This window comes from Aeromicrobium sp. Leaf289 (genome assembly GCF_001423335.1).
Classification (GTDB): domain Bacteria; phylum Actinomycetota; class Actinomycetes; order Propionibacteriales; family Nocardioidaceae; genus Aeromicrobium.
Genome location: NZ_LMNK01000001.1, coordinates 225,120 through 236,636, shown reverse-complemented (window position 1 = coordinate 236,636; position 11,517 = coordinate 225,120). Strand labels below are relative to the sequence as shown.

Here is an 11,517-nt window from a genome sequence, read left to right as displayed (position 1 = left end):
GCTCAGCGCACCCCGTACAGGTGCTCGAGCGCGAGCTGGTCGAGGTGCTCGAAGGCCATGCCGCGGGCGCCGAGGACCTCGGGGTCCTCGCCGATCTCGGCCTGCAGGTCGGCCCAGGTCTCGCCGGCGGCCAGCGTCGGCTCGGAGAGCTCGGGCACACGCGCTGCGCCGAGCGCCTCCTGGACCTCGGGGTCGGCACGGAAGGCCAGGGCCTTCTCGCGCAGCACGAGGTAGTTGGTCATGCAGGCGGCGGCCGCCGTCCACACGCCGTCCTCGTCCTCCGTGCGCGGGGTCTTGAAGTCGAAGTGCACCGGCCCGTCGTACCCGCCCTGCAGGAGGGTGTCGACGATCCAGAACGCGCCACGCGCGTTGCCGGCGCCGAAGCGGAAGTCCTGGTCGTAGCGCGGCCCCGACTGGCCGTTGAGGTCGATGTGGAACAGCTTCCCGTGCCACAGCGCCTGGGCGTAGCCGTGGGCCGCGTTGAGCCCGGCCATCTCCTCGTGCCCGATCTCGGGGTTGACGCCGACCATCTCGGGGCGCTCGAGGCTGTCGATGAAGGCGAGCGCGTGCCCGATGGTGGGGAGCAGGATGTCGCCGCGGGGCTCGTTGGGCTTGGGCTCGATGGCGAACTTCAGGTCGTAGCCCTGGTCCACGACGTACTGGCCCAGCAGGTCGAAGCCCTCCTTGTAGCGCGAGAGTGCCGCCTGCACGTCCTTGGCGGCACCGCTCTCGGCGCCCTCGCGCCCGCCCCAGCAGACGTAGACCTGGGCGCCCAGCTCGGCGGCCAGGTCGATGTTGCGCATGACCTTGCGCAGGGCGAACCGGCGAACGGCGCGGTCGTTGGACGTGAAGCCGCCGTCCTTGAAGACCGGGTGGCCGAAGAGGTTGGTGGTCGCGGTCGTGACGGCGAGCCCGGTCTCGGCCAGGCCCTTGCGGAACCGGTCGAGGATCGCGTCGCGCTCGGACTCCGAGGAGCCGAAGGGCACCACGTCGTCGTCGTGGAAGTTGACGCCGTAGGCGCCGAGCTCGGCCAGCTTCTCCAGCGCGTGGACCGGGTCCATCGCCGCGCGGGTGGGCTCGCCGAAGGGGTCGCGGCCGGCGTACTGCACCGTCCAGATGCCGAAGGAGAACTTGTCGGTGGGGACGGGGGTGGGGACGGTCATGTCAGGCCTTTCGAGGGGTTCGGGTGGTCGGTCGTGAACGGGGAGGTCAGGTGGTCCAGGGCGCCGTGAGCTCGCGCAACGAGGCGTAGGCGTCACGGACGTGGGGGAGGGGGGCGGCCTCGAGCACGCGGCTCTCGGGCAGCGCCCACACCGGCGGCTCGGCGGAGCCGGAGAGCGACCAGGCGGCCTGTCGGGCCGCGCCGAGGGCGACGTACTCCGCGTCGCCCGGGAGCGTGACCGCTCGGCCGAGCACGGCCGGCGCCAGGGCCTGGACGGCGCGGTTCCGCGCGCCACCACCGATCATCAGCACCCGCTCGACGGTGCCGGGGCTGTCGAAGCCCTGGGCGACCGCCTCGAGGGCGTCGGCGAGCGAGCAGAGCAGGGCCTCGACCGCTGCCCGTGCGACGTCCTCGCGGCTCGTCGAGGGGGTCAGTCCGGCCCAGGTGCCGGTGGCGTCCGGACGGTTCGGGCTGCGCTCGCCGGCGTAGTAGGGGCTGACCGTGAGCCCGTGGGCGCCGGCCGGTGCCGCGAGGGCCAGGTCCGCGAGGCCGTCGTGGTCGACCCCGAGAAGCCTCGCGTGCAGGTCGAGGATGCGCGCGGCGTTCATGGTGGTGGCCATGGGGAGGTACCGGCCGGTCGCGTCGGCGAAGCCGGTGACGACGCCGGTCGCGTCGGCGACGGGCTTCTCGCTGACCGCCGAGGCGACACCGGAGGTGCCGATCGACAGCGACACGTCGCCGGCCACCAGTCCGAGGCCGAGGGCCGCGGCCATGTTGTCCCCGGTGCCGGCGGCGACGACGCACCCGTCGGCGGTCGTCGTCACCTGCTCCGCCGGCTGGGCGACCCGCGGCACGTGCGGGACGCGGCCGAGCGCCAGCTCCAGCAGGTCGGCCCGATAGGCGTCGTCGACGGCGGAGTAGTAGCCCGTGCCGGAGGCGTCGCCGCGATCGGTCACGGGCTCGGCCCGCTGACCCGAGGCGTGCCAGGTCACGTAGTCGTGCGGCAGCATCACGCGGACGGTCCGCCGGGCGGCGTCGGGCCGGTGGTCGCGGAGCCAGCGCAGCTTGGTGATGGTGAAGGAGGCCACGAGCACGCTGCCCACGGCCTCCGCGCACGCGGCGGGGCCGCCCATCTCCTCGACGAGGTCCGCCGCGGCGCCGGCGGAGCGGGTGTCGTTCCAGAGCAGGGCGTCGTGCACCGGGAGGTCGTCGGCGTCGAGCGCCACCATGCCGTGCTGCTGTCCACCGACGGCCAGCGCTGCCGCCCGCGGCAGCAGGGGCCCGGCGGCCTCGTCGAAGGCCGCCAGCCAGGCGCGGGGATCGACGCTCGAGCCCTCGGGGTGCCGGGCGGTGCGCGACTCGACGACGGTGCCGTCGTCGGCGTCGACGAGCAGCGCCTTGGTGGACTGCGTCGAGGAGTCGACGCCAAGCACGAGGGGCATGTCCCGATTATTCGTTCAGTGTCCGAACAAAGTCAAGCGCGGACGTGTCCCAGGTCACGACGCCGTTCCGACCACCGACGCTTCCCTCCGTGTCGAACGGCGTTCACCCGGTGCCGTTGCGATGAGCGGCGTGACCCTCTCCACCTCTCGTCCATCCGTTCCTGTCTCGGAGGCCGGCCCTCCGACCGACCCGACCGGTCCCACCGCCGCCGCCTCCCGGCGTCGGCTCCTGGGCAGTGGCCTGGCGCTCGGCGCCGCCGCCGTCGCCGTGCGACCGACGACGGCCTCGGGGGCCGCCGTCGACCGCCGAGCCCACGCCGTCGCGCTGCGTCGCACCCCGTTCACGCTCGGCGTCGCGTCGGGCGACCCGGTTCCCGACGGGTTCGTGCTCTGGACCCGCCTCGCGCTCGACCCGACGGCAGCCGACGGGCTCGGCGGGATGCCCCCGCGTCCGGTCGAGGTGACATGGCAGGTCGCCGCCGACGAGGGGTTCCGCCGCGTGCTGCGCAGGGGCAGCGTGACGGCCCTGCCGCGTGACGCGCACAGCGTGCACGTCGAGGTCGACGGCCTCGACCCCGGCCGTGAGCACTGGTACCGGTTCCGTGCGGGGCGCCACGTCTCGACCGTCGGACGGACCACGACGTCGCCCGCAGCCGGCAGCATGCCGACGTCGCTCAGCATGGCGTTCGCGTCGTGCGCCCAGTACGAGCACGGGTTCTTCACCGCGTACCGACGTCTGGCCGAGGACCGGCCCGACCTGGTCCTGCACCTCGGCGACTACCTCTACGAGTACACCGCGAACGACTACGTGGCCCCGGGTGGGAACGTGCGCAACCACGAGGGGCCCGAGACGGTCGACCTCGCCTCCTACCGCCAGCGCCACGCGCAGTACAAGGCCGACGCCGACCTTCAGGCCGCGCACGCCGCCGCACCCTGGCTCGTCGTGTGGGACGACCACGAGGTCGACAACAACTGGGCGGGTGGGACCCCGGAGGACCCGCTCGAGACGGCCGGGTTCGCCGCCCGGCGTGCAGCCGCGTTCCGTGCCTACTACGAGAACATGCCGCTGCGACGCTCCTCGATCCCGCGCGGGGACCATCTGCAGCTCTTCCGGCGTCTGCACTGGGGCAGGCTCGCGTCGTTCCACATGCTCGACACCCGGCAGTTCCGCGACGACCAGGGGTGCGGCGACGGCTACCGGGCCGACTGCCCGGCCACGGTCGACCCGAACCGCACGATCGTGGGCCCGGCCCAGGAACGGTGGCTCCTCGGCGGCTTCCGCAGGTCGCGGGCCCGGTGGGACGTGATCGGCCAGCAGGTCTTCTTCGCCCAGCGCGACAGCACCGACGGGCCGGTCAAGACCGTCTCGATGGACGCGTGGGACGGCTACCGGGCCTCACGCGACCGGATCACCCGCGGCTGGGTCGACGCCGGCGTGCGCAACCCGGTCGTGCTCACCGGGGACGTGCACGCGCACTGGGCCGGCGAGCTCAAGCTCGACTACGACGACCCCACCACGCGCAGCGTCGGGACCGAGCTGGTGTGCTCGTCGGTCACCTCGGGCGGCAACGGGGCGGACGGCCCCGTGGACGGGCACGCCTGGCTGCGGTGGAACCCGCACCTGCGTCTCCAGAACAACCTCCGCGGGTACGTCAGGACCAGGATCACGCCCGAGGACATGACGGCGGAGTTCCGCTGCCTCGCCCAGGTCCGGGCGCCGGGGGCCGAGGCCTTCACCAGGGCGACCTTCGTGGTCGAGGACCGGGTCCCCGGGCTGAACCTCGTGCAGGACCGCGGTGTGCCCGGAGCCCGGACGTTCGCCGGGAGGTCGGCCGAGCAGGACACGCGCGAGACGATCGAGCGGGAGACGGACCGGCCGGACTGAGGCGACGGCTCACGCGGTGGGGGACGAGGTGGTGGGCCTAGGCTGGCGAGGTGACGATCCACGACGAGCACCCCTTCGCGTCCCCCGAGGGTGACCGGGACGGATTCCGTCGTCTGCGCGGACGCCTGCCCGCCGCCGTGACGGTGTGGGCGGCAGGGGAGGGGCGGGCGCGCGTCGGCCTCACCGTCTCCTCGCTGCTGCTCGCCGCCGGCGATCCGCCCAGGATCCTGGCCCTCGTGGACGAGGAGTCGACGCTCTGGGACGCGCGGCCGACCACGGTGGTCGTGAACGTGCTCGGGCCCGACCACGCCTTCCTCGCCGACGCGTTCGCAGGGACCGCACCGGCCCCGGGAGGACCGTTCACCCTCGGGGCCTGGGACGACGGCCCCTGGGGCCCGCGGCTCGCCGACGCCGTCGGCTGGGTGGGGGTGCGCCTGGACGCGGCCGAGCCGCGTCGCGAGGGCTGGGGGCTGCTGCTCGCCGGCACCGTCGAGCACGTCGACCTGCGGGACGGGGAGGCCCTGACGCACGTGCGGGGTCGCTACCGGACCTGAGCGGAGGCAGACGGCGGGGGTGGGACGGGATCGCTAGACTGACCTAATGGCGTTGCTCGACCAGATCACCGGCCCCGCGGACCTGCGGGCCCTGTCCGACGCCGAGCTGGAGACCCTCGCGCACGAGATCCGCGAGCGGACGATCGACGCGGTCGCCGCGCACGCCGGTCACCTCGGACCCAACCTCGGCGTGGTCGAGCTGACCCTCGCCATCCATCGCGTCTTCGAGTCCCCGCGCGACCGTGTCGTCTGGGACACCGGGCACCAGGCCTACGTGCACAAGATGGTCACGGGGCGCGCCGGCGACTTCGACACGCTGCGCCAGGAGGGTGGCCTGTCGGGCTACCCCTGCCGCGGCGAGTCCGAGCACGACTGGGTCGAGAACTCGCACGCGTCCACGAGCCTCTCCTACGCCGAGGGCATGGCGCGGGCCAACCAGGTCCTCGGCCGCGACGACCACGTGGTGGCCGTCATCGGCGACGGCGCCATGACCGGCGGCATGGCCTGGGAGGCGATCAACAACATCGCCGCCTCTCAGGACCGGCGCCTCGTCATCGTGGTCAACGACAACGGCCGGTCGTACCAGCCCACGGTCGGCGGCCTCGCCAACCGGCTCACCGACATCCGGACCAACCCGCGCTACGAGCCTGCCCTCAGCGCCATCCGCGACCGGCTCAACCGCGGCGGACCGGTCGGACCTGCGGCGTACGGCGCCCTGCACGCCATCAAGAAGGGCGTCAAGGACGCCCTCGCGCCCCAGGGCATGTTCGAGGACCTCGGCCTCAAGTACGTCGGTCCGGTCGACGGTCACGACCGCGCGGCGCTCGAGCAGGCCCTCACGCTGGCCAAGCGGTTCGGCGGGCCGGTCCTCGTGCACGTGCTCACGACCAAGGGGCAGGGCTACGACATCGCGGTGGCCAACGAGAACGACCAGATGCACCAGGCCCCGCCCTTCGACCGTGAGACCGGCGACGCGGTCTCCGTCGCCCCCGCGGGCTGGACCTCGGTGTTCCGGGACGAGGTCGTGCGGATCGCCGACGAACGCCCCGACGTCGTCGGCATCACGGCGGCCATGCTCTACCCCGTCGGCCTCGACGCCTTCGCCGACAAGTTCCCCGACCGGGTGTTCGACGTCGGCATCGCCGAGCAGCACGCCGCCACCAGCGCGGCCGGCATGGCCATGGCGGGCCTCCACCCGGTGGTGGCCGTCTACGCCACGTTCCTCAACCGCGCGTTCGACCAGGTGCTCCTCGACGTCGCCCTGCACCGCTGCGGCGTGACCTTCGTGCTCGACCGGGCCGGGGTCACCGGTGACGACGGCGCCAGCCACAACGGCATGTGGGACATGTCGATGCTGCAGATCGTCCCGGGCCTGCGGCTCGCCGCGCCCCGCGACGGCACGCGGCTGCGCGAGCTGCTGCGCGAGGCCGTGGCCGTCGACGACGCCCCCACGGTGGTCCGCTTCGCCAAGGGCGCCGTGCCCGCCGACGTCGACGCGATCGACACGGTCGGCACCGCCGACGTCCTCGCGCGCGGGGAGTCCGACGACGTGCTCGTCCTCGCTGCGGGATCCATGGTGCCCGTGGGCCTCGGAGCCGCCGAGAGGCTGTCCGCCGAAGGACTCGGCGTCACGGTCGTCGACCCCCGCTGGGTCAAGCCGTTCGACCCGGCCGTCGTCGCGCTCGCGGCGTCCCACCGCCTCGTGGTCACCATCGAGGACAACGGTCGCATCGGCGGTGTGGGTGCCGCGTTCACGCAGGCGCTGCGCGACGTCGAGAGCGACGTGCCGGTCCGTGTGCACGGTGTCGCGCAGGAGTTCCTCGACCACGCCAAGCGCCCGGTGATCCTCGAGCGCCTCGGCCTCACGCCCGATGCCGTGGCCGCCGACACCCGTGCCGCCTGGCAGCGGGTCGTCGGGAACAATCTCGAGCCGTGAGGCCTTGACCATGAAGTGGCCCTCTCGACGTGACCCCGAATCCCAGGACCCGACGCCGCGTGGCGACGGACCGGTCCTCATCCATGCCCTCGACGGCTTCCTGACGGCGGGTGGGGCCTCGCGGATCGCGGCCGAGCACCTCGTGAGCGGGCGGGGCGAGGTGGTGCGCAGCTTCGACGTCGACGAGCTCTACGACTACCGTGCCCGTCGGCCCATGATCACGTTCCGGCAGGACCACTACGTCGACTACGACGAGCCGCGCCTCGACATCGTGCGCGAGCACGACCGCTCCGGCACGCCGTACCTGGTGCTCGCCGGTCCCGAGCCGGACTTCCGCTGGGAGTCCTTCGTCGACGGCGTGCAGGAGGTCGTCGAGGACCTCGACGTCAGCCTGACCCTGGGCCTGGGTGCCGTGCCGATGGGCGTCCCGCACACGCGGCCGCCCATGATCACGGCCCACGGCTCGCGACCGGAGCTCGTCGACCGCAAGAACCTGTGGCAGGCCGAGGTGCGCGTGCCGTCGTCCGCCCAGTCGCTCCTGGAGTACCGGCTGACGCAGCGCGACATCGACAGCGCCGGCTACGTGGTCCACGTCCCGCACTACCTCACCCAGGTCGACTACCCGCCGGCCGCGCTGGCGCTGCTCGAGGCGGTCGTCGACCGCACCGGGCTCGACCTCGACCTCGACCCGATCCGCGCGGTGCAGGGCGCCACGGTGGCCGACATCGAGCGGCAGATCGCCGAGCAGGGCGGCGCCGAGGTGCTCTCGGGGCTGGAGGAGCAGTACGACGCCTTCACCCGTGGAGCGGCCCAGTCGCTGCTCGCCGACGACGACTCGATCCCGAGCGGCGAGGAGCTGGCCGACCAGTTCGAGCAGTTCCTGGCGCGGCAGCGCAAGAACGACGAGGGATAGCCCGACCACGAGGGTCGGCCCGGCTCCGGCTCCGGCTCAGGTGCCGCCTGCGTCGGCGGCCGGCACGGGATGCGTGCTCAGGAGGCCGGTGGGCCCCGAGCGCCGACCGCGCCCCCGGAGTCCGTGGACGACGATCGCGGCGACGACGCAGCCGAAGGAGCCCAGCGCGAGGTCCGCGAGCGTGTCCCCGTAGGCGCTCCGGCGCTCGCTGGACCGACTGATGAAGGCGAAGTACTCCGCGATCTCCCAGAACACCGCAGCCGGCACCCCGAAGGCGAGCGACCGCTCGAAGGTGGCGCCGAAGGTGGCCGTGCGGGGCAGCGTGAGCAGGATGAACGCAGCCGCGAGGAGGCCGGTGTTCATGAAGTGCATCCAGTCGTCGAACCAGACGATGCGGTCGTAGAGGTCGAGCCGGTTGCCGAGGACGTCGGTGAAGCAGGTGATGGTGACCATGAGGTCGGCCGCCCAGGGGAACGGACGACGCTCGCGCCAGAAGATCCACCAGACCACCGGGACGGTGAACGAGAGCAGCGGGTAGGCGACGGCTCGAAGTCCGGCCGCCTTGTCGGCCATGTTGCCGAGGTCCGGCGCGGACATGGCCAGCGCCAGGAGCAGCACGAGGGCAGCCTTCGCGACGAGGTCCAGGGTGCGGACGAGCTGCGGGACGGGGTGGCGCGCGGGAGCGGGAGCGACGGACATCTGTGTGAACTCTAGGTGATGTGCCTGGACGCCGGGTCGCCGCTGCGGCGAGGCCGTCGCGTCGGGTCGTGGCGTCGGTGAGGCCTCGAGTCGATACGATCTCGGCGTGCCCGCCTCACTGGACCAGCTCGTGACCCTCCTGGACCTCGAACCCCTGGAGGTCGGCCTCTATCGGGGCGGGCAGCCGGAAGGATCGAGCCTCACCCGCGTCTTCGGTGGTCAGGTGGCCGCGCAGGCGGTCACGGCCGCGCAGCTGACGGTCCCCGAGGACCGCTACATCCACTCCCTGCACGCCTACTTCCTGCTCGGCGGCGACCCGTCGATCCCGATCGTGTACGACGTCGAGAACGTCCGCGACGGAGGCTCCTTCACCACGCGCCGGGTGGCCGCACGCCAGCACGGCGAGACCATCTTCTACATGACCGCCTCGTTCCAGAAGGCCGAGGAGGGCTGGGACCACCAGGACGTCATGCCCACGGTCCCCGCGCCGGCGGACTCCACACCGCTGCTCGAGGTGATCCGTGCCGTCCGTCCGGACGAGGTCGACACCTGGAAGCGGGAGTGGTCGTCCTTCGACCTGCGCTACATCGGCGACAACCGACCGGAGGACGACCCGACCCGGCAGAGCGTCCCCGCGGTCCAACGACTCTGGTTCCGCGCCGACGGCACGCTCCCGGACTCGCGCATCGTCAACACGGCGGCCTTCGTCTACATCAGCGACTTCAGCCTCCTCGGCGTCGCGCTGATCCCGCATGGACAGTTCATCGGATCCCCGGAGGTCGTCCCGGCCTCGCTCGACCACACCATCTGGTTCCACCGGCCCATCCGTGCCGACCAGTGGCTGCTGTACGACCAGACGTCGCCGTCCGCCTCCGGCGCGCGCGGGCTCAGCACGGCCCGCGTGTTCACCGAGGACGGCACGCTGGTGGCCACCGTGGCCCAGGAGGGCCTGATCCGTCGCCGTCGCTCTTGAGCGGACCGCCGCTCAGGGGGTCCCGAAGGTCAGCGCCGACGGGTGCTGCGGGCCCGTGTGGACGGTCATCGGGGCCAGCGAGGGCAGCAGGGAGCCCAATGTCGGCAGCAGGTGCGGCACGTCGAACCCCTGCACCGAGACCCGCAGGCGGTGCCCCTTGGCCAGTCGGGCGCGCGTGGGGAACACCTCCACGTCGACCGGGGCGACGGTGCCGGCGGCCAGGGGCGCCTGGGCCTGCTTCGTGAACGGGTGGTGAGGCTGGACCAGGGTGCCGCGGACGTAGCGGGAACGCGTCGTGTCGAGGGCCCGGTGGGACACGACCTGCCAGCCGCCGGTCAGCCGTGAGACGGTCCCGTCGGGCGCCACGTCGGAGATCGTGACCGAGAGCATCCCGTCGCCCGTCGGCGTCGACGTGTACAGCCGGGCGTTGAGCGGGCCGTGCACGACGACGTCGGAGGTCAGCGGTGCGGTCTCGAAGACCGGCCCGAGGGTGTCGTTGAACTGGTTGTTCGTGAAGCAGGGCAGGTCGGGCATCACCAGTCCGACGACGCCGGCCGTCCACTGGTTGGTGGACCGGCTGCACAGCCCCTGGACGGGGATGGCGGGCACGGTCGTCCGGCCGGCGGTCGGCGTCCCCGTGGTCAGGCCTCCGGCCGACCCGGCGGTCCGGGCGGTCCCGCTGAGGCGGAACGTGCGCGGCGTGAGGCTCGACGGCATCCACTCCGTGCCGCGGACCCAGCGTCCGCTGCCCTGCTCGAAGTAGCTGAGCCCGGCGATGTCGGAGAGTCGCTGGTTCGGCAACTTCTTGACGTAGTGGTCGAACCACCGGAGCTGGAGCTCGCCGAGGCTGCCGTAGCCGGCCGACTCGAGGCCCTGGCCGCCGGAGGCCTGGAGGTGGTCCCACGGGCCGACGATCATCTTGGTGGGCACGCCTCGACGCTGGAGGTTCTCGTAGAGCAGGGGAGTCCCACGCTGGAAGAGGTCGTACTCACCGGCCACCAGGAACGTGGGCGTGGTGATCCTCGAGACCACCTCGATGGGGGAGCGCTGCGTGTAGAACGCGCCGTCGTAGGCGGGCTCACCGCCGCCGAGGGCACTGACGAGGAGGTCGAGGCTGAAGGCGCCGTTGCCGAGCAGGTGGGTGACGAGGGTCCCGAGGCCTCCGGCCGGGTCGGTGGCGGAGAGGTAGGGCGGGATGATCGCGGTGCCGTTGACGAGACCGATCCACAGCGGGATGAACCCGACGTCGAGCGCGCCGCCTGAGGCGACCACGTCGCGGTACACGTCGGCGCCCGGGACCTGCGGGAAGATCGCCTTGAGGCCGGCCGGTCGGTCGGCGGCCGCGAACATCTGCGCGATGCCCATGTAGGAGGGCCCTCGCATGGCGGTGCTGCCGTTCGACCAGGACTGCTTCGCGGCCCAGGTCATGACCTCGCCGAAGTCCTTGCCCTCCCGCGAGCAGAAGGCGCACCAGGTCCCGGCCGAGCTGCCCGTCCCGCGGGCGTCGACGGTCAGCTGCAGGTACCCGCGCTTGACCAGGTAGGAGCCGTCGCCGCCCCCCAGCCCGCCGGCCTGGTCCTGCACGTTCTTGTTGTACGCGGTGATGGTGACGACCACCGGCAGCCGACGGGTCTCGACGCGTCCGGCTGCGTCGACCGGCCGCATGAGGTTGCCCCTCAGGACGGTCCCGTCGGACATCGGGATCGCCAGGTCACGCTCGGTGGTCGTCGTCGGGTACTGCTCGGGACGTGGCGACCACGCACCCGTGGCCTGCGCGGGTCCCGCTGCCGCGGCCACCGACCAGGCAGGTGCACCGGAGGCGGGCGAGGGTGCCGCCGCGGAGGCAGGGACGCTCGAGAGCGCGAGCGCCGTCGTCGCGGCCAGGGCGGCCGCGACGACGGCGAGGGGACGACGTGTGGTGCGACGGGTCATGACGGGCTCCTCCTGGGGTCC

Annotated in this window: 9 protein-coding genes; 5 read left to right on the top strand and 4 right to left on the bottom strand. The window is 72.7% G+C overall.

Going from position 1 to position 11,517, the window contains the following annotated elements; all coding sequences use genetic code 11:
* Positions 1-2: 2 nt before the first annotated feature.
* Positions 3-1,163 (bottom strand): xylose isomerase, encoded by a 1,161-nt coding sequence (gene xylA, locus ASF37_RS01195; RefSeq protein WP_056577261.1) that lies wholly within the window; start codon positions 1,161-1,163, stop codon positions 3-5.
* 46 nt (positions 1,164-1,209) lie between these two features.
* Positions 1,210-2,604 carry a xylulokinase gene (gene xylB, locus ASF37_RS01190; RefSeq protein WP_055967924.1) on the bottom strand — a complete coding sequence of 465 codons (1,395 nt, stop codon included), beginning with the start codon at positions 2,602-2,604 and terminating at the stop codon, positions 1,210-1,212.
* A gap of 130 nt (positions 2,605-2,734) precedes the next feature.
* Between xylB and ASF37_RS01185 the strand changes: the two genes are divergently transcribed.
* Genes ASF37_RS01185 through ASF37_RS01170 form a run of 4 tightly spaced genes read left to right on the top strand, consistent with a single transcriptional unit; the run spans position 2,735 to position 7,892 of the window.
* Positions 2,735-4,489, top strand: coding sequence for an alkaline phosphatase (locus ASF37_RS01185; RefSeq protein WP_235497763.1), 1,755 nt, complete (start codon positions 2,735-2,737; stop codon positions 4,487-4,489).
* A gap of 50 nt (positions 4,490-4,539) precedes the next feature.
* Positions 4,540-5,043, top strand: coding sequence for a flavin reductase family protein (locus tag ASF37_RS01180; RefSeq protein ID WP_056577264.1), 504 nt, complete (start codon positions 4,540-4,542; stop codon positions 5,041-5,043).
* 46 nt (positions 5,044-5,089) lie between these two features.
* Entirely contained in the window at positions 5,090-6,979 is a 1,890-nt protein-coding gene (gene dxs, locus ASF37_RS01175; protein ID WP_055967931.1) for a 1-deoxy-D-xylulose-5-phosphate synthase, read from the top strand.
* A gap of 10 nt (positions 6,980-6,989) precedes the next feature.
* Positions 6,990-7,892 carry a PAC2 family protein gene (locus ASF37_RS01170; protein ID WP_055967934.1) on the top strand — a complete coding sequence of 301 codons (903 nt, stop codon included), beginning with the start codon at positions 6,990-6,992 and terminating at the stop codon, positions 7,890-7,892.
* A 36-nt stretch (positions 7,893-7,928) separates the two neighbouring features.
* Here ASF37_RS01170 and ASF37_RS01165 read toward each other — a convergent pair whose 3' ends face one another.
* Complete coding sequence (locus tag ASF37_RS01165) at positions 7,929-8,591, bottom strand: hypothetical protein (protein ID WP_056554497.1); 663 nt, start codon at positions 8,589-8,591, stop codon at positions 7,929-7,931.
* Between the two features lie 106 nt (positions 8,592-8,697).
* Between ASF37_RS01165 and ASF37_RS01160 the strand changes: the two genes are divergently transcribed.
* Positions 8,698-9,564 (top strand): acyl-CoA thioesterase II, encoded by an 867-nt coding sequence (locus ASF37_RS01160; RefSeq protein ID WP_055967940.1) that lies wholly within the window; start codon positions 8,698-8,700, stop codon positions 9,562-9,564.
* 12 nt (positions 9,565-9,576) lie between these two features.
* Here ASF37_RS01160 and ASF37_RS01155 read toward each other — a convergent pair whose 3' ends face one another.
* The gene (locus tag ASF37_RS01155; protein WP_056578620.1) at positions 9,577-11,496 is read right to left on the bottom strand and encodes a CocE/NonD family hydrolase; all 1,920 of its coding nucleotides are present in this window, start codon (positions 11,494-11,496) and stop codon (positions 9,577-9,579) included.
* Between the last annotated feature and the right edge of the window lie 21 nt (positions 11,497-11,517).